This window comes from Paenibacillus donghaensis, from assembly GCF_002192415.1.
Classification (GTDB): domain Bacteria; phylum Bacillota; class Bacilli; order Paenibacillales; family Paenibacillaceae; genus Paenibacillus_AQ; species Paenibacillus_AQ donghaensis.
This window is the reverse complement of record NZ_CP021780.1, coordinates 3,780,998-3,804,499: the sequence shown is the minus strand read 5'-3', so window position 1 is coordinate 3,804,499 and position 23,502 is coordinate 3,780,998. Positions and strand designations below refer to the sequence as shown.

Annotated in this window: 21 protein-coding genes and 1 pseudogene; 13 read left to right on the top strand and 9 right to left on the bottom strand. The window is 45.3% G+C overall.

Translation table 11 applies throughout. The features are described 5' to 3' along the window. The first annotated feature begins 191 nt into the window (after window positions 1-191). Window positions 192-964, top strand: a protein-coding gene (locus B9T62_RS17085) for an IS5 family transposase (RefSeq protein WP_211296472.1) whose coding sequence is annotated in 2 segments (ribosomal slippage) — window positions 192-522 and window positions 522-964 — 774 coding nt in all. Because the reading frame shifts where the segments join, the coding sequence is not laid out codon by codon here. A gap of 744 nt (window positions 965-1,708) precedes the next feature. On the opposite strand, the gene B9T62_RS17080 is transcribed toward B9T62_RS17085, so the two are convergent. Beyond that, the gene (locus tag B9T62_RS17080) at window positions 1,709-2,926 is read right to left on the bottom strand and encodes an IS4 family transposase (RefSeq protein WP_087916368.1); all 1,218 of its coding nucleotides are present in this window, start codon (window positions 2,924-2,926) and stop codon (window positions 1,709-1,711) included. Between the two features lie 1,123 nt (window positions 2,927-4,049). On the opposite strand from B9T62_RS17080, the gene B9T62_RS17075 reads away from it, so the two are divergent. From B9T62_RS17075 to secA2, 9 genes and pseudogenes are all read left to right on the top strand, one after another. Further along, window positions 4,050-4,952, top strand: coding sequence for a macro domain-containing protein (locus tag B9T62_RS17075; RefSeq protein WP_087916367.1), 903 nt, complete (start codon window positions 4,050-4,052; stop codon window positions 4,950-4,952). Then, a complete protein-coding gene (locus B9T62_RS17070; protein WP_087916366.1) occupies window positions 4,942-5,931 on the top strand; it encodes a DUF4433 domain-containing protein in 990 nt (329 codons plus the stop codon). The genes B9T62_RS17075 and B9T62_RS17070 overlap by 11 nt, the downstream gene beginning before the upstream one ends. A 239-nt stretch (window positions 5,932-6,170) precedes the next feature. Continuing rightward, a pseudogene (locus B9T62_RS17060) lies at window positions 6,171-8,294 on the top strand (thioredoxin domain-containing protein). Between the two features lie 161 nt (window positions 8,295-8,455). Then, window positions 8,456-9,154, top strand: coding sequence for a response regulator transcription factor (locus B9T62_RS17055; RefSeq protein ID WP_087916363.1), 699 nt, complete (start codon window positions 8,456-8,458; stop codon window positions 9,152-9,154). Beyond that, entirely contained in the window at window positions 9,124-10,392 is a 1,269-nt protein-coding gene (locus tag B9T62_RS17050; RefSeq protein WP_087916362.1) for a sensor histidine kinase, read from the top strand. Before B9T62_RS17055 ends, B9T62_RS17050 begins: the two co-directional genes overlap by 31 nt. Before the next feature lie 63 nt (window positions 10,393-10,455). Continuing rightward, window positions 10,456-11,139: an ABC transporter ATP-binding protein gene (locus B9T62_RS17045; RefSeq protein WP_087916361.1), complete on the top strand. Its 684-nt coding sequence runs from the start codon at window positions 10,456-10,458 to the stop codon at window positions 11,137-11,139. After that, window positions 11,136-13,466 (top strand): ABC transporter permease, encoded by a 2,331-nt coding sequence (locus B9T62_RS17040; protein WP_087916360.1) that lies wholly within the window; start codon window positions 11,136-11,138, stop codon window positions 13,464-13,466. The genes B9T62_RS17045 and B9T62_RS17040 overlap by 4 nt, the downstream gene beginning before the upstream one ends. A gap of 156 nt (window positions 13,467-13,622) precedes the next feature. Further along, window positions 13,623-13,919, top strand: a complete 297-nt coding sequence (locus tag B9T62_RS17035; protein ID WP_087916359.1) for a hypothetical protein — start codon at window positions 13,623-13,625, stop codon at window positions 13,917-13,919. Window positions 13,920-13,945: 26 nt separating this feature from the next. Then, the gene (gene secA2, locus B9T62_RS17030; protein WP_245864481.1) at window positions 13,946-16,243 is read left to right on the top strand and encodes an accessory Sec system translocase SecA2; all 2,298 of its coding nucleotides are present in this window, start codon (window positions 13,946-13,948) and stop codon (window positions 16,241-16,243) included. A gap of 585 nt (window positions 16,244-16,828) precedes the next feature. On the opposite strand, the gene B9T62_RS17025 is transcribed toward secA2, so the two are convergent. Then, a complete protein-coding gene (locus B9T62_RS17025; protein WP_087916357.1) occupies window positions 16,829-17,047 on the bottom strand; it encodes a hypothetical protein in 219 nt (72 codons plus the stop codon). Window positions 17,048-17,295: 248 nt separating this feature from the next. Here B9T62_RS17025 and B9T62_RS17020 point away from each other — a divergent pair, with 248 nt between their 5' ends. The 3 genes from B9T62_RS17020 (at window position 17,296) to B9T62_RS17010 (ending at window position 19,004) form a co-directional block, all read left to right on the top strand. Next, complete coding sequence (locus B9T62_RS17020; protein WP_087916356.1) at window positions 17,296-18,135, top strand: DegV family protein; 840 nt, start codon at window positions 17,296-17,298, stop codon at window positions 18,133-18,135. A 67-nt stretch (window positions 18,136-18,202) separates the two neighbouring features. After that, window positions 18,203-18,550, top strand: a complete 348-nt coding sequence (locus tag B9T62_RS17015; RefSeq protein ID WP_087916355.1) for an Asp23/Gls24 family envelope stress response protein — start codon at window positions 18,203-18,205, stop codon at window positions 18,548-18,550. Window positions 18,551-18,638: 88 nt separating this feature from the next. After that, complete coding sequence (locus tag B9T62_RS17010) at window positions 18,639-19,004, top strand: hypothetical protein (RefSeq protein WP_087916354.1); 366 nt, start codon at window positions 18,639-18,641, stop codon at window positions 19,002-19,004. Window positions 19,005-19,112: 108 nt separating this feature from the next. Here B9T62_RS17010 and B9T62_RS17005 read toward each other — a convergent pair whose 3' ends face one another. The 7 genes from B9T62_RS17005 to B9T62_RS16975 form a co-directional block, all read right to left on the bottom strand. Beyond that, entirely contained in the window at window positions 19,113-19,403 is a 291-nt protein-coding gene (locus B9T62_RS17005; RefSeq protein ID WP_087916353.1) for a YxcD family protein, read from the bottom strand. Beyond that, window positions 19,403-19,825: a hypothetical protein gene (locus tag B9T62_RS17000; RefSeq protein ID WP_087920306.1), complete on the bottom strand. Its 423-nt coding sequence runs from the start codon at window positions 19,823-19,825 to the stop codon at window positions 19,403-19,405. Before B9T62_RS17000 ends, B9T62_RS17005 begins: the two co-directional genes overlap by 1 nt. Before the next feature lie 155 nt (window positions 19,826-19,980). Then, window positions 19,981-20,547, bottom strand: coding sequence for a beta-class carbonic anhydrase (locus B9T62_RS16995; RefSeq protein WP_087916352.1), 567 nt, complete (start codon window positions 20,545-20,547; stop codon window positions 19,981-19,983). 22 nt (window positions 20,548-20,569) lie between these two features. Further along, on the bottom strand, window positions 20,570-20,944 hold the full coding sequence (locus B9T62_RS16990) for an iron-sulfur cluster biosynthesis family protein (protein WP_087916351.1): 375 nt from the start codon (window positions 20,942-20,944) through the stop codon (window positions 20,570-20,572). Window positions 20,945-21,132: 188 nt separating this feature from the next. Then, window positions 21,133-22,347, bottom strand: coding sequence for a tyrosine-type recombinase/integrase (locus B9T62_RS16985; RefSeq protein ID WP_087916350.1), 1,215 nt, complete (start codon window positions 22,345-22,347; stop codon window positions 21,133-21,135). A gap of 78 nt (window positions 22,348-22,425) precedes the next feature. Beyond that, window positions 22,426-22,836, bottom strand: a complete 411-nt coding sequence (locus tag B9T62_RS16980) for an ImmA/IrrE family metallo-endopeptidase (protein WP_087916349.1) — start codon at window positions 22,834-22,836, stop codon at window positions 22,426-22,428. A 17-nt stretch (window positions 22,837-22,853) separates the two neighbouring features. Beyond that, the gene (locus B9T62_RS16975) at window positions 22,854-23,288 is read right to left on the bottom strand and encodes a helix-turn-helix domain-containing protein (RefSeq protein ID WP_087916348.1); all 435 of its coding nucleotides are present in this window, start codon (window positions 23,286-23,288) and stop codon (window positions 22,854-22,856) included. Between the last annotated feature and the right edge of the window lie 214 nt (window positions 23,289-23,502).

Sequence of the window (23,502 nt, the reverse complement as noted above, 5' to 3'; positions counted from 1 at the left end):
GGGAGTGGGAATAATGTTAAAGGCAATTTTGCTTCATCCTTATGATGATATTATGAGGAATTTAAAGTGGGCTTCAAAAAATATTATTAAAGATGAAAGATTAGGGCGTGTCTGAAAACTGATATTGAACAAATGACGTAGATGTATCATACTCTTACAAAGAGCCAGATACAGAGCGAGGGAAGCACATCATGCTGAGACGACACGAGATTAACGATCAAAACTGGGAGCGAATCAAAGACATCCTACCCCTAGAAAACACAGGAGAGGGACGTCCATCAAAACCGAATCGATTGATGCTAAATGGCATGCTCTGGAAGGTGAAAACAGGAGCGCCCTGGCGCGATTTACCCGCACGCTTCGGCTCGTGGAAGACGGTGTATTCACGCTTTCGTCTGTGGAGCCAGAGTGATGTCTTTCAAAAAATATTTGAGTCCCTCACCCGTGATGCTGACCTACAGGAAACTTCAATTGATAGTACATCCTGTAAAGTTCACCAACATGCGGCAGGGGCAAAAAAAGGGCAGAAAACGCCGAAATAAGCCAGCATATCGGGCTTTCGCGCGGTGGTCGTAACACCAAGATCCATGCAGCAGTGGATGCGTTGGGGAATCCCGTATGTTTGTATCTCACGCCCGGAAATGTTCATGATTGCACCGTAGCGATTGAAGTACTCTCTACGATTCCGTTATCGGGAAGTGTCGTGTTGGCGGATAAAGCCTATGGCACGAATGAAATTCGGACATGCATCGAATCTCAACAAGCAACCTATTGCATACCCCCAAAGAGCAATGTGAAAGACCCTTGGGCTTGTGATTATAACCATTATAAAGAACGTCATGTGGTCGTATGTTTCTTCAACAAGCTCAAACAATTCCGTGGCATCGCAACACGCTATGATAAACTCTCGCGCAACTTTTTAAGCTTCGTATTTCTAGCTTCTTCCATGATTTTGCTGAAATAGTTCCGCCAATCTGGGTTTTCAGACACGCCCTAGATTGAATGAGAAGTTCACGAATGAAGATCGTTTAAAGCAAATCAATTTATTGAGTGACCTATGGGACAAGCTATACAAAGAAGATGGAGAAATGTCAGTGGATGGTGCAAAGAAGATTAACACCGCATTACGTAAGGTTATAGACAAAATTGTATATACTAGAGATGGGAATGACATATCCATAGAAGTGAACTTCTTATAATTGTTAGTGGATAAAAAATGAAGACGTCCCAGTAATAAACCAAAGGAATTGGTTTGTTATGGAATTTATATAACTTGGAATAAATTACTATGCAAAAAGATAAATTCAGAAAACATTTTCTGGATTTATTTTTTTGCATTTTTATAATCTAAGGAAACCTAAGATGGCTTGCAAATTTTGTGTATAAAAATACTACCGATATATTTTCTGTCGTTGTGAGAATGTAAACATTCATCTGTATTAGAATTCAGAAGTATAGTGGAGATTAGAAGACTTATTGCATATTCACAGTAATTTTGCAAAGAACATCACACGAGGAGGCGTGGTAGGCTTATTTACGGTAAGTTACGTTTTGGGAGGGGCATATTTTGTACACTTTCCCTGGCCCCAGGCGAACGCGTCTGGGGTCTACTCAAAAAAAGCAAAAAAAAGCCACCTCCACTTAAGCCTACACACACCTCATTTTTTTGGATTGGTCTAGCTTCAGTTGTTCATCACTTGTAACTTACCTAAAATTGGATAGGCTTAGGCTTCAACACTTTCGGGTGAGTCGCTGGTCTGCCTCCCTTGTTCCTTCGCCCTTTGCTCGTTCGCTCTTTCGGTCGGTTTAGATGCTTCAGGAAATCCGCCAACGTTCCTTTTATATACAAGCGGAACACAGCTAGCACCCGGCCGATTCGCTGCTTCGGTGCATAACACAGACGGAGCTCTTCGCAGAGCACATACGCAATCAGGTAGAGGTAGATCAGGTTCCATACGGCTTCCGGGTTCCGGCTGCTATAGATTTTTTTCAGGTGTAAGTTGGATTTCATACATTTAAAAAAGAGTTCTACTTTCCAGCGGTAACGGTACAGCTGTGCGACTTCGAGAGCCGTGATATCCCAGCGATTGGTGAGAACACGAACCAGGTGAACCTTCTTTTTCTTGTCCGTATACTTGTACTCCACGAGCCGAAATACACCGGTTTTCCCCGTCTTCGGACACGTCAGCTCCACATCCGCATCCAGCACCAGTCCCGCTGCCTTCACCTTCCGCGTTTTAAGCACCTTCACTTTGCTATTTTGCTTGAGGCGAGCGACGAACAGAATGCCTGCCTGGAGCCATTGTAGATATTGAGTGTAGTGAATATACCCCCGGTCGAACAAATACGTAATCCCTGTTTGCCAAACCAATGCCGCTAGCACATCGGTGTCCATATCGGCCACCGTCGCGGTAGAAAGCACCGGAGCCATGGGAATCGCCGAGTGCTCGCCCGTCAGGTGCAAGCAGGTATGCATCTTGACGGCGTTTTTTCCAGTTTGCTGGTAGGCCCATTGGCCGCGAACCCGCCCCAGCGTCAGGCTGGTGGAATCGACTGCTGCGAGGGGGCCCAACTTTTTCAGTTTTTTAGGCAGGGGCGGTCCTTCCTGTTCCAACAGATGCTCCAGGCGAGAGAGGTGTAGCTCACGGAGCACCTCCGGGGGCAGTTCGCCGAGCTTGCGGTTCAAGGACGACTGGTGAATGGATTGAATTCCGGTGCATTCTTGCATCCACGTAGAACTCTCTACATGATCTGCAATTTCTTGAGTCCCTTTTCGTCCTCTAAATATGGCCTCTAAAAAGAGAAACACCGTGTTGCCCCAGTGAAGTTTTTTGGCATAACGGTCGCCGAGCAGCAAGGAAGCATTGCGATCTAACCATTGGGTGACTTGACATAACAACACCTTTTCAGCTACTTTATTAACCAAGAGATCTCCTTTCGTGGGTGTGTGTATACTTCTACGATAATGGAGTCTCTTTTTTTTGTAAATATTCCCTGACTACTTTGATGTCAGGTTCTTTGCAAAATTACTGGCATATTCAAAAGATATTAGCTTTAAACAGCTGATAATGAACGAATTCGGTCTATTGAATGAAGATATCGAGTCTGTTACATTTCTAGCATCATAAGTGAAGGGAGGAACCTGCATTGGATGTGACCTATATTCCGTCTTTTCTAGTGACGAACATGATCAGACAAATGAGATATTTAACGATGAAATAGACAAAACGAATTTTCTATTATCGGCTGAAGGAGAACCTGAATTAGAGGTAGATCGAACAACTAAGCTTGAAAATGGAAAGAGGTATGGGAAGCAAGAAAAGGAAACCTCCGAATAAATGTGATGTTTAATAATCAGCCATCTAAACAGGCTAAGGAAGAATTTAACAAGGCCTTTAATGAAATTTTATCTGATTCTGATTGAATATTTCAGTGCTGGAGAGCTACGGTGTTAACTTTTCAGAGCCACAAGATTGATAAAATAGAGCCAAAATGTTAGAAGGGAGAACCAATAGAACTGAAGTAAGCCTGTCAAGACTGTGAAGCGTCCATTTAAACCTTGATAGGCAATATTGGCACTCCAATTTCCCCGCCCAACAAAGCCTTTTGGGCTGCCACAAAGCGAGTGACGGGGGGCGGGGGAGTAATTCCCCGCGATCCCCTCAGAAGATGGAAGGGGTAAATAATATTCTTTAAGAATTTAGTAAGTTGAACCAATAGATTTTTGTAGTGGCTCAAGCATTAGCTCTATGGCTCTATCGCACCGAAATATTCATCTGATTAAGTGAGCATGAGGGTTAAGAAAGACACTTTTTGGTGAAATTCATATTCGAAGAAATGAGTTTGTGAAAACCAAATAATACCTGTATCGCTGAGAACTTTTAAGTGATTTTAACGTAGTGATGGTTTTTGCTCAAATTGGGGAAGCTATTCAAAGAAACGCTAATTAGATATAATAAATAAATATAATAATTTTATCAATGAACAAATAAGAACGTATGTTTGTTATAATGTTAATAAATGAAAAGTCTTAAGGAAGGTAGGTTTCTATGTTAACATATGTGAAATCAAATTTATTTGAAAGTCCTGCTCAAGTTATTGTTAATACTGTTAATACTGTAGGAGTAATGGGGAAAGGGTTGGCTAAAGCTTTTAAAGATATCTATCCAGAAATGTTCACACAATATCAAGCCTTGTGTGAAGGGAATCAGTTAAGCATAGGGAAATTATGGATTTATAAAACTCCTAATAAATGGGTTCTAAACTTTCCGACAAAACAACATTGGCGTTCACCTTCAAAGATTGAATATATAGAAGCAGGCTTAAAGAAGTTTGTAGAGACATACAGTGAAAAGGGGATAACATCTATTTCATTTCCACTACTTGGTTGTGGGAATGGTGGATTAGATTGGGAGGGTGAAGTCCAACCTCTTATGGAAAAATATCTTCGTCCACTCCCAATAGACATTTTTATTCACTTGAATGATACAAAATCTAAAGCTGAACATATTAATATTAATGAAACAAAGCAATGGCTCAGATCAGATCCTTCGCAACTAAGTTTTGCAGAAGTTTGGGAAGATATTCTCGAAACAATTCAATCTCCAGTTTTAGATAAGAATTATTCAGTAGAGCTTGTTCAAGACGAATATGAAGAACAACTGATTTTTTTATCTAATGGAAGACATGTTGTCATTACTAAAGGTCAACTTGCTGATCTCTGGAGATACTTAAGGGGAGTTGGCTTCTGTACATGGCAAGGACTTCCGAGTGGATTGTTCGATTATGGAAAGTTGATTTTTGATTTCCTATCCAAATTACCCTACATTGAAATAATTTCTTTATCACACCAATTTTCAAATGAAGATGATTTGAAGGATGGAATAAGATTGAAACCAGGAATCCAATCTAAAATGTCTACCGTTGCGGAGGACAGTAATCATGAAAAATAAAAATGATAGAGAAATTATTAAAGCTGTTTTAAGCAAAGTAAAAGCAGAATTAGATCCCGCTAGAAAATGGTGGACAAACACCCTATTCCATTTTACCGATGTACATAATGCTGTTCAAATACTAGAAGATAATTGTTTGTTGAGTAGAAATGAAGCGAAAAAAAGAGAGAAAATGACATCAGACAATGCAAGTCCTACAATTATTGACCAAACAAATGAAGTATGGAAAGACTACGTAAGATTTTACTTTCGTCCTAAAACTCCAACGCAATATCATAATGAAGGGTTTCGCCCCCAACATCAAAAGACGCTTAATGGTGCTCACTGTCCAGTACCGATTTTTTTTCTATTTGATTTAGAATCAATGTTGTTTATGAAAAATAGTTTTTTCTCACATGGTAGTTTAGCATCGCCGTATTATACCATCTACAATACTGCTGACAAGTTCGAAGAAATGCCGTTTGATTATATTTACCATGAGGGACAATTTAATAGGAATACTGAATGGTTCATTACTGGACATAGACAGGCAGAATTAGTTGTACCAAATAAATGTTCTTTAGAGTATTTGAAAAGAATTGTTTGTAGAAGTCCAGCAGAGAGAGACACATTAATTGATTTGCTTTCATATGAAACTTTTCAAAAGTATGCTGATAAGATAGTGGTTGATACAAGATTGAATTTATTTTACAGCGAATGGTTCTATATTGAAAAGGTTAATTTAATGGACAAATCGATTTCTTTGACTTTTAATGAAGGATTCAAAGTAAGGGGTACATTTAAAGTTTACCTTGATATAGAGAAACTCGATTCAGGCGATAAATCCTTCTGGGAAGATAAAGAGTTTGATCAGAAAAGCTCTCTTCGAATAAACTTAAGTACATTTGATAAACCCACTGACTATAGGGTGAAATTTTATATTGATGATCAATTGGCATTTAGTAGTGGACACTATACAATCGAAGACTTACCATTCTAAATCATTTATGAAAACTCGCGGAGCCTGAGACTTATTTAGGCTCTTTTTATTTTAATTTTGTTTGTACAAATCGATATTCTATATTGAATATACTAACAATCCATGGAGTATCCCAGTTAAAATTAAACATCGGATGATCATTGAAGTTACAAAATCTTTTCAAAGTACGCATTATTTGAATTCGAGATATTGGGGTATATTGAATATGTATAGATTAACCATGAAAGGGTGTTTCTAAAATGAAGGATTCAACTGTAAAGCATACACATACAAACCTCTTGATTAACGAGAAGAGCCCTTACTTATTGCAGCATGCTCATAACCCCGTGAATTGGTTCGCATGGGGAGAGGGAGCATTCTCGAAGGCAAAGCGGGAGGGTAAGCCTGTATTCTTGTCTGTAGGCTATTCGTAGTGGAATTTATCGACCTGTCATTGGTGTCACGTAATGGAGCGCGAATCCTTCGAAGATCATGAGGTAGCGCAGCTGCTGAACGAGAGTTATGTAGCAATCAAGGTCGACCGCGAGGAGCGGCCGGATATTGATGCGCTGTATATGTCGGTGTGTCAAGCGTTGACGGGATCGGGCGGGTGGCCGCTGACGGTGCTGCTGACGCCGGAGAAGAAGCCATTCTATGCGGGCACGTATTTCCCGAAGCGGCGGATGATGGGCCGGCTGGGGCTGATGGATATTCTGGAGCAGATCCGCACCAAATGGGAGCAGGATGGATCGGCGCTGGATAAGCTGGGCGACGATCTGCTCGCCGAGCTGCAGACGGCGGAGCGCAAGAACCGTGAGGGGGATGCTGCCTCAGGTGGAGGGGAAGCGCTGCTGCATGAGGCGTTCCAGCTGTATCAGCGCCAGTTCGATGAGCAATATGGCGGATTCGGCAATGCGCCGAAGTTTCCTTCGCCGCATAATTTATCTTACCTGCTGGCGTACAGTCAGACATATGATGCACCCGAGGCGCTGCAGATGGTAGAGACGACGCTGGAAGCGATGTTCCGCGGGGGCATGTATGACCATGTGGGTTATGGTTTCTCGCGGTATTCGACTGACCGGGAATGGCTGGTACCTCATTTCGAGAAAATGCTCTATGATAATGCACTGTTGGCTCAGGTCTATCTGGAAGCCTATCAGATTACGCAGAAGCCGCTGTATGCGGAAATTGCCGAAAGTGTATTCACGTATGTGCTACGGGACATGACTTCTGCGGAAGGTGGGTTCTACTCTGCGGAGGATGCGGATTCGGAAGGTGAGGAAGGCAAATTCTATACGTTCTCCCGGGAGGAGATCGAAGAGGCGCTGGGGCTGGAGGATATGCACTCCTACTGCAAGGTGTACGGGATCACGCCGGAGGGCAATTTCGAAGGCAAGAATATATCGAATCTGCTGCTGGGATTGCCGGACGAACAGGCAGAGCGGCTGGGCATGAATCCGCTAGGGCTGAAGACCCGGATGGAGGAGTGGCGGGAGAAGCTGTTCGCCTACCGGGAGCAGCGGATTCATCCGCTCAAAGATGACAAGGTGCTGACAGCCTGGAATGGCCTAATGATCGCGGCACTGGCCAAAGGCGCGAAGGTGCTGCAGAAGCCGGAATATGCGAAGGCGGCCACTGCCGCCGCCGAGTTCATCTGGAAGCAGCTGCGGCGTGAGGATGGGCGGTTGCTGGCGCGTTACCGTGACGGCCAAGCGGCTCTGCCGGGATATGTCGATGATTATGCTTTTATGATCTTCGGACTGACCGAGCTGTATGAAGCTACGGCTCAGGCCATGCATCTGGAACGTGCGCTGATCCTGAAGGATGGCTTGCTGGAGTTGTTCAGTGATCAGGAAGCCGGAGGCTTCTTCTTCACCGGAACGGATGGCGAGCAGCTGCCGCTGCGCACGAAGGAGTTCTACGACGGCGCGATGCCATCCGGCAATGCAGTAGCGGCGAAGGTGCTCTGGAAGCTGGCTTCCATCACCCAGGATGCCGGGCTGAAGGCGGTCGCTGAGCGAACGGCAGGAGTCATAGGCGCTGCAGCTTCCAGTTACCCGCCAGGGTATGCGATGTACTTGCAGGCGCTGCTGGTAATGCTGGGCGGTGGCAAGGAATGGGTGCTGTCCGGTAAAAAAGAGGATGCCAATCTTCACCACATGCTCGCTCAGGTTCAGCAGGCTTATCTGCCGGATGCCGTACTGCTGGTGAATTGGCAGGGCGAAGGCGAGCCGCTGGTGAAGCTGCTGCCGCATCTTGCCGATAAGCCGCCCATTGGAGGTCAAGCTACGGCTTATGTCTGCCGGGACTTTGCTTGCCGTGAGCCGATCACGAATATCGAGGCGGTACGGGAGCTGCTTGCTGCAGCGAACGCACCACAGTAATACTAGGCAATCCACAGTTTGTTTCATAACTGAAGCAGCTGCACCAGCGGCTGCTTTTTTGCGTGCGCCCAGCATGGGCGTTATCTAGTTATAACGGATTAAATGTAATACAATACCTGTACAGGTTGAGTATCTTGACATTGAAAGGAGAAACAAACCCAATGAGTCGTATCCTTTTAGTAGAAGACGATCTTATATTAAATGAAGGCTTGGAATATTCCATTCAAAAAAACGGTTATATTGTTGATGGTGTGAAAACAGTTCAAGAAGCCTTAGAGGTATACGAAGATCAAAAATATGAACTTCTCCTCCTGGATTTGATCCTACCAGACGGGACAGGTTTTGAAATCTGCAAAAGAGTACGTCAAACCTCAGCAGTCCCCATTATTTTCCTTACGGCATCCGACGAAGAAGTAAATGTGGTAAAAGGGTTGGATTTGGGTGCAGATGACTATGTGACAAAACCTTTTAGACTAAATGAATTGATCTCTCGGATCAAAGCGGTGCTTCGCAGAGCGAATTCTTTTCAAACGGAAATAGTTGAACTTAGCTCTAATGAAATAAAACTTGAACTTGTACATAATAGAGCATTCAAAGCTGGAAACCTGTTGGAGCTTACTTCAACTGAATTTAAATTGCTCTCATTATTGATGAACAATCCTAATCGGCTGCTTACAAGAGGGGTGCTATTAGATAAGATATGGGATAACAAGGGAAACTTCGTTGATAATAATACCCTTTCCGTCTACATTAGTAGACTGCGCAATAAGATTGAGGATGACCCTAACTTTCCGCAAAAGCTCCTTAATGTACGCGGTATAGGATATAAATGGAACGTAACTGGGAACCAACAAACATGAACATACTTTCAAATAAACAAATTCAATGTTTCTTAAAGAGAATGCTAACCCTATTGATTATGTTACTGCTTTTAGGACTAGTATTCTCACAAATAATGATTGAGGATTTCAAAACACAGATCTTAAAACATGATCATGAACTAGCTGGCGCACTTCTCGATAATGAGGTGAATCCAGCAGATATCACCGCTGCATTTATAGCCACAAAAACACAACAGGACATTTCTGCCGGTCAGGAACTTCTTTCTGAGACAGGATATAGCACATCCCCAAATAATCGGTCTCTGGAGGAAGTTCATCATCTTCTGATCAAGTATCGACTAATAATTTTCATATCTATTGCAGTCTTTGGCGCATTGTTACTAACTGCCTTTTTTCTTTATTTTAAATATCAACAAAAAGATATAGACAGATCTGTTTCTGTAATTAGCTCCTTTATGGACGGCAACACGAGTGTTCGAATGGAGAGTGAGGAAGAAGGGGGCCTTTCCAAGTTGTATGGTGCGATCAATACGATAGCTACTTCACTAAATGCCCATATTGATGACGAAAAAAGAACAAAAGAATTTTTGAAAGCGACACTCACCGATGTTTCCCATCAGCTTAAAACGCCGCTGGCATCCATGAAAATGTGTATCGAAATTATCCAGACAGAAGCGGAAAATGAGTTGCTAATAAAAAGATTCTCTACAAAAGCAGCGCTTGCCCTTGAACATATGGAAATTTTAATTCAAAGCTTGTTAAAAATCACAAAGCTTGATGCGGGAACGATTCCGCTTCATAAGACAAAGCAAAATGTCGCCATTCTTTTACATGAAATTGTTACCGACTTTGAAATCCGCATGGAACAGGAACATAAAACGATAACTTTAAGCGGTTCAGATATCTTTCTTTTATGCGACAAGGATTGGATGATAGAAGCCATAGGGAATGTTATAAAAAACGGATTAGATCATATGGAGGAATATGGACACATTAATATTAGCTGGACAAGAACCCCTATGCTCACAAAAATAGTTATACAAGACAATGGAAATGGGATTCATCCGGCCGATATTCACCATATCTTCAAGCGTTTTTACCGAAGCAGATTTTCAAAGGATACACAAGGGATTGGCCTAGGACTATCATTGGCAAAATCGATTGTGGAAGCACACAATGGCACTATAAGCGTCAATAGTACATCTGAGAAAGGAAGTACCTTTACATTCGAGTTCATTACACTTACAGATCTGTAAGTTTTGATTCACTTAAATGTAAGTCAGTACTGATATGATCGTCCCATGGAAGGCGGGATAACAATGGAGTTATTAAAAGTAGACCAACTATGTAAAACATACGGGAGAGGAGATACCCAAGTTGACGCCCTTAAAAATGTGTCTTTTTCTGTACCCAAAGGGGAGTTTGTTGCTGTAATAGGGGAATCTGGTTCAGGTAAAAGTACACTTTTTAATGTAATTGGCGCACTCGATAGTCCGACATCCGGCAAAGTAACCATTGACAATAAAGACATTTTCTCTATGCAAGAGGGCAAGCTAACCGTCTTTCGTCGCCGAAACATTGGATTTATATTCCAGGCATTTAATCTTATTCCTGAACTTAATGTAGAGCAAAATATGATCTACCCACTGCTCTTGGATCATGAAAAGCCGGATGAGCAATACCTGGAGGAAATTCTTAGTGTGTTGGGTTTGAAGGATAGAAAAAAACATCTGCCAAGACAGCTTTCAGGCGGTCAACAGCAGCGTGTCGCCATAGGCCGTGCCCTTATTACTCGACCGATGCTGATTCTTGCTGACGAACCCACCGGTAATCTGGACACTAAAAACAGCAATGAGGTGATATCTCTACTTAAAACTGCGTCGATTCGCTATAAACAGACCGTTCTTATGATAACTCATAACAAAAATATTGCAAGCGCATCCGACCGTGTCTTACAAGTGGCCGATGGTCTGTTAACTGATTTTGGAGCGCAGGAGTCATGAACAGTTACCTGGATTTAGCAGTTGAGTATAACCGAAACCACCGTAAGAAAAATCGTGTAATCATTGCATGTATCGCAGTTGCCGTCTGTTTGGTTACGGCGATCTTTGGTATGGCAGATATCGGGATTAAATTCCAAACCGAACAACTCAAGCGGGATTATGGCAGCTACCATATTTCTGTAAAAGATATTGACGCAAATGCTGCCAGCTTGATTAAAAATCATGTGGACGTGGCCTATTCCGGCTGGATAAAGTCTCCGCCTTCTGTGGAATTTGAAGGGAAGGAGTTCCGAGTGGTGGGCGGTGATCAGGAGGCCGCAGCGCTATTGGGACTCTCCGTTGTAGAAGGAGATTATCCTAACGGGTCTGCCGAAACGTTAGTAGACCGGCAAGCCTTGAATGAGTACGGATGGTCTATTGGTGAAAAAATCAATATAAACATGGGCGACGCGGGAGATAGGGAGTACCGTATCGTCGGCGTATACAACGAATTTTCCAGCCTGAAGTCCAAGGATAAGCATGCATTATTCCTTTCCTTCGAGGGGGTACAAGCGATTGGCCTTTCAGAACCAAGTGATTATTTAGTCATGTTTAAAGATAACGTTAAGATCACTAAAGCAACTTCAGAACTGCAGAGCATTCTTGGAATTAATGAAGAGCAAATCTCCAAAAACACTTATTTACTTGCCGTTATGGGTGAAGGCGGCAGCAGCTTTGCAACTAACTTATATGTAATTACTGTAATACTATTTACACTGGTTCTTGTTGCGGGATGTATTATGATTTCTAACAGTTTCAATATAAGTATTTTAGAGCGAACTAAATTTTTTGGCCTTATGCGCTGCCTTGGAGCTTCAAAAAAACAGATTAAGAAATATGTAAGGCGTGAAGGCTATTTGTTTTGCTTAAAGGCCATTCCACTGGGCTTGATCGCAGGTTCCGTAGTCGTTGAAGCTGCCATCATTTTACTTAGAGAGTTGAACCCAACGTTGCTCGGAGAATTAAGAGTTTTTCAAATTAGCATCAACGGCCTTGTTGCTGGCATTATAGTAGGATTTCTGACTGTGATTTTATCATCTCTTTCTCCGGCAAAAAAGGCATCCTCCGTCTCCCCTTTGGCAGCCGTAACCGGGAATTTGAAAGAAATAGACAAAAGTTCAGGAAGCAAATTAGGCTACTCAAAGCATATACCAGTCGAGCTGTCATTGGGTATACACCACGCATTTTCAGACAAAAAGTCCTTCCTGCTTATGATCGGCTCCTTCACTGTCAGCATCGTTTTGTTTCTTGGATTTAGTGTCTTTATTGACTTTAGTTACCTTGCAGCCAAGCCGATGAAACCAAGCAGTGCAGATATATCCATTTATGATCCCACTTTGAATGAGCGGGTGCCGCATGAACTTCTAGATAAAGCAGAAAAAATCGAAGGAGTTAAAAATGTTTTCAGCCGAAAGATCGCTACAATTCCTGCCTATACTTCGCAACAGCATCTGAGCGGAAATACATTTGTCACTTCCTATGATGATCTCCAATTTCAATGGACACAGAGCACTTTGCTCAATGGAGATATCGACATCAGAGCTTTAAGAGCCGGTGAAGAGATTCTTGTTGAAAGCGAATCTGATTTAAAAGTCGGAGAACACATGGTTTTTCAAACGGAGCTTGGCAGCTTTGAAACAGTCATAGGCGGTGTCCTATCCTCCATCCCATTTGAAACAAAAGAACAAATATTTAGCAAAGTAATTGTGTCCGATGAATTTTTCACAAAGATGACAGGTTTGAAAGATTATTCTATTTTAGATATTCAACTCTTGAACAATACTTCTGAGCTCACAGTCGAATCTATCCGTAAAGCTGTCCCTGAGACACTATCCTTTTTTGATCTGCGCCAGAGAAATCAGGAGGGTCAAAATGCATTTTACACCATGGCTATTTTCGCCTATGGATTTGTTGCAATCGTTGCCGTTATAACAATTCTTAGCATCATAAACAGCATGAATATTAGCGTAACCAGCAGAATCGGTTATTATGGCATGATGCGGGCCGTAGGAGCATCCGCTAAACAGTTAAGGCGAATGGTATTGGCGGAAGCTCTAACATATGTAGTTTGTGGCAGCCTCATAGGCAGCGTCCTGGGAATTATACTGCATCAAATGCTGTATGAAAAGCTGGTAACAAGTTATTTCCATACTCCTTGGCAGTGGCCTGGAAATATAGTGTATATCATTATGGTCGGGATTATTGCAATCACCATTATCTCTGTCATTACTCCATTAAGGAGAATTAACAAGTTGAAAATTGTTGAAGCCATAAATTTCTCTAATTAGATAGAAAAGATGCTTAGTGTGCTGCAAACCTATTATAATGAATCTAATTAATTCGACTATAATATATGATGAACTTAAGAATGAGGACAACTACGAATGTAACATTCTTAAGTTCACGTTCTATAGCTAGCTATGCTGTACGCAGGAGGTGAGAGCATGCTGGGAACTTGGCTGGGGCGGTTGTTCTGCTATATGTTCGGAATTTACCGGCATCTCTACCCGGATGTGCTGGCCGACCATGAAGCGTATGAATGTATCCTGTATATGATGAAGGATATTTGCTGCTATGGGCTGGTAGGAGTTACGGCGTGGCTGATTCGGCCGATCCGCATCTCCAATCATGCGGTGCAGGGCTACGCCATCTTATGTAAGCTGAGCAAATCGATACTCATTCGTCTGCAGACCTTTAAGGAGCCGGGACTTCTCTTCCATCGACCACAATTCAATGTCTGATTGTGCCCTGGAAGAAGGAGGTTCGGATGAGAATGAGCAGAGGACAACGTTACTTGGCGGGCAAGCTGAATACAGCGATGAACCAATTCAGGCTGAATCCGTATGCCAAAACGATACAAGCCGTCAAGGCCCAGCATGCTGAAGCCTGGAGCGAACAGGAGCTGAAGTCGCGTTCAGCGCGGCTTCGGCAGCAGGCGCAGGGCGGAGCAGCCCTCTCCGGTCTGCTGGTGGAGGCGGCTGCACTGGCCGCTGAAGCCGTGTGGCGGGTGCAGGGCATCCGTCTGCGGGATACGCAGCTGGCGGCAGGCATGGCGATGGCGGACGGCCAGATCGCGGAGATGCAGACCGGGGAAGGCAAAACACTGGCCGCAGTCCTTCCGCTCTACCTGCGGGCGCTTGCCGGCCGGGGAGCGCAGGTGTGGACCTTTAATGATTATCTGGCCCGGCGGGATGCGGCTGTTATGGGTCCTGTTTTTGACTATTTAGGACTGGTCACAGGCTGTATTCAGGAGGAGCAGAGCTGGGCGGAGAGACGGCAGGCGTATCTTGCCGATATCACCTATCTCACGGCCCATCAGGCCGGGTTCGATTACCTGAAGGATTCGCTGGTACTGGATATGGGAGAGCTGCTGCAGCGGCCATTTCACTTCGTGCTGGTAGATGAGGCGGATTCGATCCTGATCGATGAAGCGAGAATTCCGCTGGTGCTTGCGGGTGCAGCAGAGGTATCACGGTCCGGCTGTGCGGAGATGGCGCGGTTAGCCGCGAGCTTGCGGCTGAACCAGGATTACCGTCAGGACGAGCATGGGCGCAATGTCTATCTGACCGATGCCGGAATTGAGCAGGCGGAAGCCCGGCTCGGGTGCGCCAACCTGTATGACAGCGGCAATCAGGAGCAGCTGGCCCGGCTGCATCATGCGCTGCATGCCCAAGCCCTGCTGCACCGCGACCTGGATTACATTGTACGTGAAGGCCAAGTGCTGCTAATCGACGAATTCACCGGCCGGATTGCGGATAAGCGTCAGTGGCCGGACGGTCTGCAGGCTGCGGTGGAGGCGAAGGAAGGCTTGAACATTCAGGGCGGGGGGATGGTTCGCAGCAGTATTACACTGCAGCATCTGCTCAGCCTGTATCCGCACTTCTGCGGAATGACCGCTACTGCGCGTGCTTCGGCGGAGGAACTGCTGAATACCTACGGTCTACGGGTAGCAATTATTCCTCCGTACAAGCCATGTGTGAGAATAGATGAAGCCCATCTAGTCTTCATGCATAAGGAAGCCAAGCTAAATGCGGTCGTTAAGGAAATTGCCGCCCAGCACCGTACAGGCCGCCCGGTATTGGTGGGCACGGCGAGTGTGGAGGAATCTGAGCATGTTGCTGCGCGTCTGCAGAGCATGGACATCACCTGCCAGGTGCTGAACGCGCAGCAGGATGCCCGCGAAGCGGAGCTGATCTTAGGGGCAGGCAAGCTGGACGCGGTTACCGTGTCCACGAATATGGCCGGCCGGGGTGTGGATATTCTGCTGGGCGGCGGCGATCCTGCGAAACACCAGGCAGTCTGTGCGCTCGGCGGCCTGCTTGTGATCGGCACCAGCCTGCATGAGAGCAGCCGGGTCGATCAGCAGCTGAGAGGCCGCGCGGGACGGCAGGGTGATCCCGGCGCGTCGCGGTATATGATCAGCCTGGATGATGAGACGCTGCAGCGGTACGGAATCGGGGCAGAGCTGCCGGAAGCGTATCACGGGCTGCGGCAAGTGGAGCCGCTGGAGAGTGCGGCGATCCGCAGGTTGATCACCCATATTCAGCGTGTGGCCGAAGGGCAGAATGTTGAGATCAAGAAGACACTCAACAAATACTCCGACCTCATTGAGCAGCAGCGCAGAATCATGCTCAGCAAGCGGACAAGCGTGCTGAAGGGTACCGTGAAGACGGAACTGCTGTCCAGAGTGGACCAAGAACTCTATGGCCGGTTATGTAGCGTTTATGGGGAAGCAACCGTGCTGGCGGCGGAGCGGCAGCTGCTGCTGGCGAAGACGGACCATTGCTGGTCTGCGTATATGGACCATATGTTTGCGGTCCGGGAAGCGATCCATCTGGAGAGCGTGGGTAACAAGAATCCGCTGGATGTATACAATGAACAGGCGATAGAGGCTTTTGCGAAGCTGGAGGAGCAGGTTCAGCGTGCGGTGCTGGAGGCGTTCGCCGGGGTGAGTCTGGAACAACCCCACCTAAGCTTCAGCCCCGAAGCGCTTAGTGTGCCGTCAGCAACCTGGACTTATATGATCGACGACAGCTTTCTGGCCAGCCGGGTGAATTTGTTCTAGAGTTGCTACATTAATGAGACGCTGCTAATCAAACATATACTGAAGACATTTTTTACTAAAGGAACTATTACTCATCAAAAACAGCCATTGGCCCTTTAAGGGTCAATGGCTGTTTGATTGGACAGTCTGTTCACACTGACAGCATGTTGATTGGCCAAAACCCCTAGGTGGAAGCCTTACGCCTTAACAAACTGAACAGTTTATATTCTATAATTCGTCAATATACGTGCGTCGTTTGAGCTCTGAGCGCCAACTATAGGGAATTGTGACCACTAATTAGTCGAAGAGGCGTAGCACAACAATGTTATGGGGAGTTTTGACCGCTAATTTCGAGTTTCAGGCCATTTGGAGACCTGGATCTCGGATTTAGTGGTAATTTTTCCCTATAAATAGGTTGAGCTACCTCTTTAATCAGAAATAGCGGTAGAAATTCCCTATAACCAAGGCGGAAGCTGGGTCTGCAGCTGGGCAATAGGTTCATGTACGCTGCAGCCCGCGCATATCGCGTGCCTCACTGTTACAGTCCGCGCACATCTTATACGCCACTCTACAGTGAGCGCAAACCCTACGTCCGTCGCAGTCCGCTCAGTCCGTAGTCTTCTTTGTCTTCTGGATCACGCGCGACGGACGGACAACCCAGTTCTCGCGGTTCATCGGCTTGACGGTATCGATACGCGGATTGGAAGCTTCCACCTCCGGCTGGGTCGTTCCTTCAGCTGGGGTATTTTCGACGCTGGTTGGCTGTTTGCGGGATAGTCCTGCACCATTATGTTTCCCTTTGTTCCATACTCTGTTCTTGCTCATGCTTACACTCCATTTCTGTACACTAATGCCTTAACCATATCATAAAAGGGCAGCACATCCCAATCTAACTTTGAGCAGGAAGCCGCTCCTTTTTGGAGGCAGATGAATACTGGGCAGCGGTTTTTGCCGGAACCCGGGTCAGTAGGCATATCTAGCACAAATTCAGGATTTTGACAAGTTATAAAGTGTACTGGAGATTCATTGTGGTGATAGCTATAATAGTACGTAATTGAAAGGAGACTACCCTTATGGCTATCAAGATTATTACCGACAGCGGTTCAGATGTTCCCTTGGAGTATATTGAGAAATATGATATTTCGGTGGTCCATTTGCCTGTACATTTCCAGCATCAGCTGATGCCCAAAGAGACGGACACCTCAAGCTTCTACGCCATGATGCGAGAATCGAAAGAGCTGCCGACCACGGCCAGTCCCAGTCCCGTAGAGTTTCTGGATACCTTTAAGAAGGTGGAAGCAGGGACGGATATCCTGGTAATCTGCATGTCCTCGAACATCAGCAGCACTTACCAGACGGCTATGATTGCTATGGAAATGTATAAAGATGAAGGATACACCAATAATATTGAAGTTATAGATTCCAAAAGATTCTCCGGCGGTCTGTCCCTGATCGTTGCCCTGGCAGCCCAATGGTCGCTTACCTCCACAAGTCTGCTGGAGCTGAAGGAGAAGGTTCTCCGGCAGAGCCGGGAAGTGCAGGCTTATTTCACGCTCGACACGCTGGAGAATGTAATCAAGGGCGGAAGACTGAATCGCTTGTCCGGTGCGGTAGCTTCTGTACTGAACATCAAGCTGCTGCTCAAGATCAGTGAAGAAGGTACGGTGGAGGTAGTAGAGAAGACACGTGGCCTGCCGAAAGCACTGAACCGTCTGCTTGCCCATCTGGAGGAGAAGCAGCATGATTTCGAGAGAGCGGCTGTTGCCATTGTACATAGCAACTGTGAGAAGCTGGCCCTGGAGATCAAGGCGCGGATTCTGGAGAAGTACCCCTTCAAAGAGGTAGTGTTCTCCAGTATGGGTCCGGTGATGGGTACATACGCGGGTGAGGGCGGCATTGGCGTAGCTTTTTAGGCTGGAGTAGTAATAAGGATAGATTAGCCAGCCCTATGGTATGCGATATTCAGGAGGAGAGGATATTATGGATCAGGAATCTCTGAAAGGGCAGGTCAATATCTCGGATGATGTTGTAACGAGTATTGTCAGCCATGTCGTAATGGATACGCCGGGAATCTCAGGCATGTCGGGGAGCAGCATCTCTGGCGGCTGGGTCAAACGATTGGCCGGCAAGGCAGGCGCCAAAGGGTTGTCGGTTGAGGTATCAGCAGAGCAGGTCGCTATTCATCTCGGAATCATCGTAAACTATGGCTGTGCTATTCAGGAGGTCTGCCGCAATCTGCAGCTGAATGTCCGCAATGCCGTAGAGAATATGATGGGCTTGTCGCTGGTGGCTGTTCATGTCAAGGTTGAGCGGATTGCCTTTTCCTAAAAAGCTGTTGAAACCTGTGGTGTAGGCACCTACCCGTGGGCATCCGCATAGAATGGAGCAAATCCATTTATACGGAGGTCAGGAGTCCATGTCGACATATAACACCGGCCAGCAGCAGAATGTGATCTACCAAGCTGATCCTGCAGTGATCCGGCACCTGCACGGGGTCCGCGAATCACTTCATCATTCCTGCAAGCCCTACTTGAACCACAAAGTAAGAGTACAGACGCTGGAAGGCCAGGTTCATGAGGGTATGATTGCCGGGGTGGACAACAAGCACCTGTTCTTAACGGTGACGGTCACCGAAGAGATGCAGCGGGGGTATTATAATCCGTATTATAAGCCCTACCCAACCCCTTATCCCGGCGGTCCCTATCCTGGGTATCCTTACCCGGCCAGCAACGTCATTCTGCCGCTTGTATTGTTTGAACTGCTTGCGATTTCACTGATTTGAGGCAGCAGCGTTTCAATAAGCATGTGAATACCAAAAAGGATGCCTGTCCGCTGTTAGCGGGGCATCCTTTTGTCTGTTTAATCTGCGGGTGGAACGACTCCACTCAGCTTATGCTACAGTCACCACAGCTGTAATCTCCTCGTCCACTTCAAGCAACACATCCTCGCGGAAAGCGCGGATGCCATATTCGCTCAGCATGTAGCGGATGATGGCTTCAACCAGATTGGATTCCACCAGGTACTGGCTGCGGCCCTGAATCCAGACTTCGGCAGAATAACCGGTGTCTTCGTCCCAGCTTAGCTCTACCTGCACTTCGGTGACCTTGACCGCTTTGCGCTCCGCCATATGCAGACAGACCGCATTGATAATCTCGTCCATACTCAGTACAGTTGCAGCCATTAGTATCGTCCATTCCGTTCTTCCATCCGGCGTCGCTCCTGGCGGCGGCGGAAGAAGGACATGGCCAGTACAACTACCAGATAAATAGCCAGCAGGTTAACGGCCAAGCCGAGCAGATTGCCGAACATTCCCATGCCGGCGAACATACCGCCGAACATCAGACCAGCCAGACCACCGATCATCATGCCCTTCATCAGGCTGCCGCCGCTTAAGAATCCGCGTTTGGCCGTGGTGCCTGCCGCAGTGCCTTTGGTGCTATCACTTTGTTTCACGTTATTCCCGGTTGTTGATTTCTTTGGTGTTGTGGTGAACCCGCGTGTTCCGGATTTGAAGCCGCCTCCGCGCCGCGCATCGGCAAAGTCGGGAACGGTTACAGCGAAGAACAGGGTAAAAGCCATGACAATCATCAGTACGCGTTTCATTGGTTTCATGTAGATCAAGAACCCTCCTGTAAAGTTATGTGGTGTATGGAGGGTAATACGTTAACCCTATTAATTGGTTTCATTTATAATGATTAATTTTAAAATAAAACAAGCGCAGATCCAAGGATCTGCGCAAACAGCAGGTTGAGAGATTATCAGTCTTGCTTGTACCCGTCAGCGACCAGATCAAGCGCTCCGGTAGCTGGATCGATGATCATGCCGTGAACAGGCACATTGGGGGGAAGTAAGGGGTGGCGCTTAATCAGCTCCACAGAACGAATTACCCCTTCCTCCACATTGTCAAACCCGCGCAGCCACTTGGTCAGCTTGATCCCGGAATTCTCAAGGGTATCCAGCACCTGCTCAGAAACCCCGCGCTTCTTAATCGACTGAATCATAGCATCCGAATTAAGTGAGGCCATACCGCAATCATAGTGGCCCACTACAATCACCTCATCCGCCTCTAGGGCATAGAGGGCAACCATCACGCTGCGCATGACACTGCCGAAAGGCTGGGAGATTACCGCACCGGCATTTTTGATGATTTTGACATCACCATTCTTGAAGTTCATTGCCTTGGGCAGCAGTTCGACAAGTCGTGTGTCCATGCACGTAATAATGAGGATTTTTTTGTCAGGATAACGGCTGGTGAGATAGGCCTCATAATCCTTATGCTCTACAAAGTTCTGGTTGAATTTCATGATTTCGGATACTTGACTCATACCTGTTCGTTCCTCCTCTTGATCACAGCTTGGAAGTAGCACAATATGCCATTCCGCTGCCTGGCTTCAGTGAATCGGCTCCACGCAAATCTCTCAGCTGTATATTGTTCCCGTAAATTTGCGAATCACTGGCAAGCTTAAAGGAGGGTAAATGTTCATCCGCATCCAGCCGCAGCTTCTCTTCATAAAAGATTTCCTGCTGACTGCTAATAATGAAGGGAAGCTTGCCTGCTTCTAACGGCAGATCATAGCTCTCGGCTTCATTTACAATCAGCAGCACATTTATTCCATCGCAGCCGCAGCCTTCTGTATCATAAAAGAGCTTGAATATTCCCGGCTTCTCTCCAAGTAAATGCTGCAATTTCCTTTCTGCGAGTGGTGTAACTTGAATCATCATCGCCGTTCACGCTCCTTAATAGTAGTGAAGCCATTATAATTTGTGGCAACCGTCTTATAATTACTTCAAATTAAATGTGTATGGCTCTGAAGTTGATTATACTTATTATAATGAACAGGAGTCAATAACCTGTGATATTCAAAGGTTTTTCGAATGTGCTACCCGCACTTTACCCGCACTTGATTCATTTAATTGTTTATTGCCCATTCAAAATCATCAGCCATCTGCATTTGTCTATGCTTAGTCACGTGTAAATAAATAAGTTCAGTTACTTTAGAATTGCTTTTGTGTCCAATCCGAGCTTGTATTTCTGGAAGACTTACTTTCGAATTAGAAGCAAGGAGTGAAACATGAGTATGTCTGAAACTGTGAGCTGTAAGGTTAAGTGGAAGATTTCCAGCTTCTAGTACTCTTTGCATCATCCGAGCAATACTGTTGACGGAAATAGGGTATCCGGGGTATTCGCTCCAGAAGACAAAGTTATCTTTTGGATTAATGCCTTTTGCTGACAAACGTTCATTTTGCTGCCAAGCTTGTAGTTGGCTTAATGCTTTTTGAACGGTCTCTCCGTAACTTATTACGCGTTCACTTTGGACATTTTTCGTTGGAGAAAAGTGGTATTTTCGGACACTCGTTCCCTTAACTTGTTTGTTTATGTCTATAGTTCTTCGTTGTTGGTCGATGTCTTCCCATTGGAGTCCCGCCGCTTCTCTAATACGTAAACCTGTATAGGCTAGAACGATGAAAAGCGCCCAATAGTTTACGTGCATCATGAATCGTGATAACTGAAGGAAGGTTTTTAGTTCTTCTTTCTCAAGGTATTTCGGAAGGATAGCTCTTTTTTCGCCGGTTTTTCGTGCTTGTCTTTTGTCTTTGGGTATAAAAGTACCATCTGTGGGATTTACAGTTAATATACCTTTGACTATTGCATGAGCAAACATCATCCTTGCCGAAGACTTAATTAGGGCTATACTGGATCTGGCGAATCCTTCTGCTTTTAATTTATTCAGAAATTGTTGAAACGTATTTTGAGTTACATCGCGCATTTGGAACGCACCGAATACTTCATTTAATTTTCTTAGCCCATAATCGCGAAGCCTTACGGTTTCCTCTCCGACTCCCTGCTCAAGTTCATAGTCTTTAAGCCAGATTTTCCCCCAAATGCTGACGGTTATCTTTTCGGAGTAGAATAGTTCTTTTTTTATCTTCTGGGCTTTAATAAGAATACCGAAATCTTCGGCCTCGCCAAGTGTATCGAAACGGGGAGACTCCATCTCTTTGCTGCTTTTAACCTCTACGCCATCAACAATCTTTGTCACAGGGATACGATACCGATAGGAAAACTTACCATCTCTCGCGCGGATATTTGTCGGCAGCTCCTTTTCTGTTTTCTTTTTTGGCATCCTTTTTTCTCCTTTCACGAAACATGTGTTCTGTTTTTAGACATATTTAAACAGCCTTTCGACTGGAAAGCGTAAGGATTAGTAAAACTCATGAAATTGCTCAGGAATCCCGCAGCGTAGCAAAAATTGATGACTTGTTTCGCCTAATTCTGACTGAAGATCTCCGATCAATAAATGTAGAGCAAAATGATTCGCTTCCCGTTCGATCTTGTCTATTGAAAACAGTGTATTTCTTCGCAGAAATGGTGTGTTGACACCAGGATGTAGAAAGTGGTGGCCTAACTCATGCGCCACCGCAAAGGGACGGAGGAATCCTTGCAGACGAGAATTAATGTGAATGACTGGCATCCGCCGAATACAAGTGTAATACCCCCAAGTATTTTTTCCTAAATCCTCATACAGAACCGTTATTTCTCTCTCGGTTGCAATTCTTATTGGGCAATTGGTTCCATGGGTTTGGAAGAGTTCTATGGTTATATGTTTCCCCATGAGTCGACCCCCGGAAGTTAATTTCTGAATTTTTTTGGAGTGAATTTTTTCTTCGCCATTTCCCTAGACATCCTTAGGGTATTTTCAAGTGATATTCTTAACAGTTCCCGATCTTCTTCATCCATAGGCTCGCCCATGAATGCCAGAGCTGCGTTACTGTTGAGATCATTCATCATCCGTTCTAGTTCTTCTGCGACGTCACGCTCATCTTTTTTGGTGAGAGCATAATAGGGCTTAGCTTCAACTAAATCCTCACTTTTCTCGGAAACACCCATTAAATAATCAACAGTCACTCCAAAGTAGTCAGCTATCTTTTGGAGTTTTTCACGTTTAGGATTGTATTTTCCTTGTTTCCAGCTGGTGAAGGTCGCCGTAGTAATGCCCGTTTCTTTTGCTACCCGATACGCTGTAACCTTATGTTTTTTTAAAAGATCCTCGAATATTTCGTACATAGCTTTCCTCCAGAGTTTTTTTTCTCAAAAAATAAGTCAGGAAAACTAGCTATCCCTTGTTGACTGACTCAGAAAACTATGCTAATATACAGACATAGCTTAGATAACTGAGCTAAAAAGTAATTGGTAGCTTAGATTTCTTATTTAACTTAGTTGGCACTATGATTATATAAGAAAACTTAGCTAATAGTCAATACTTTTATTGGAAGGGAGA

Coding starts and splice junctions, on each gene's coding strand:
- B9T62_RS17075 (WP_087916367.1), top strand. CDS start 4,050: ATGTTAACATATGTGAAATCAAATTTATTTGAAAGTCCTGCTCAAGTT.
- B9T62_RS17070 (WP_087916366.1), top strand. CDS start 4,942: ATGAAAAATAAAAATGATAGAGAAATTATTAAAGCTGTTTTAAGCAAA.
- B9T62_RS17055 (WP_087916363.1), top strand. CDS start 8,456: ATGAGTCGTATCCTTTTAGTAGAAGACGATCTTATATTAAATGAAGGC.
- B9T62_RS17050 (WP_087916362.1), top strand. CDS start 9,124: ATGGAACGTAACTGGGAACCAACAAACATGAACATACTTTCAAATAAA.
- B9T62_RS17045 (WP_087916361.1), top strand. CDS start 10,456: ATGGAGTTATTAAAAGTAGACCAACTATGTAAAACATACGGGAGAGGA.
- B9T62_RS17040 (WP_087916360.1), top strand. CDS start 11,136: ATGAACAGTTACCTGGATTTAGCAGTTGAGTATAACCGAAACCACCGT.
- B9T62_RS17035 (WP_087916359.1), top strand. CDS start 13,623: ATGCTGGGAACTTGGCTGGGGCGGTTGTTCTGCTATATGTTCGGAATT.
- secA2 (WP_245864481.1), top strand. CDS start 13,946: ATGAGAATGAGCAGAGGACAACGTTACTTGGCGGGCAAGCTGAATACA.
- B9T62_RS17025 (WP_087916357.1), bottom strand. CDS start 17,047: ATGAGCAAGAACAGAGTATGGAACAAAGGGAAACATAATGGTGCAGGA.
- B9T62_RS17020 (WP_087916356.1), top strand. CDS start 17,296: ATGGCTATCAAGATTATTACCGACAGCGGTTCAGATGTTCCCTTGGAG.
- B9T62_RS17015 (WP_087916355.1), top strand. CDS start 18,203: ATGGATCAGGAATCTCTGAAAGGGCAGGTCAATATCTCGGATGATGTT.
- B9T62_RS17010 (WP_087916354.1), top strand. CDS start 18,639: ATGTCGACATATAACACCGGCCAGCAGCAGAATGTGATCTACCAAGCT.
- B9T62_RS17005 (WP_087916353.1), bottom strand. CDS start 19,403: ATGGCTGCAACTGTACTGAGTATGGACGAGATTATCAATGCGGTCTGT.
- B9T62_RS17000 (WP_087920306.1), bottom strand. CDS start 19,825: ATGAAACGCGTACTGATGATTGTCATGGCTTTTACCCTGTTCTTCGCT.
- B9T62_RS16995 (WP_087916352.1), bottom strand. CDS start 20,547: ATGAGTCAAGTATCCGAAATCATGAAATTCAACCAGAACTTTGTAGAG.
- B9T62_RS16990 (WP_087916351.1), bottom strand. CDS start 20,944: ATGATGATTCAAGTTACACCACTCGCAGAAAGGAAATTGCAGCATTTA.
- B9T62_RS16985 (WP_087916350.1), bottom strand. CDS start 22,347: ATGCCAAAAAAGAAAACAGAAAAGGAGCTGCCGACAAATATCCGCGCG.
- B9T62_RS16980 (WP_087916349.1), bottom strand. CDS start 22,836: ATGGGGAAACATATAACCATAGAACTCTTCCAAACCCATGGAACCAAT.
- B9T62_RS16975 (WP_087916348.1), bottom strand. CDS start 23,288: ATGTACGAAATATTCGAGGATCTTTTAAAAAAACATAAGGTTACAGCG.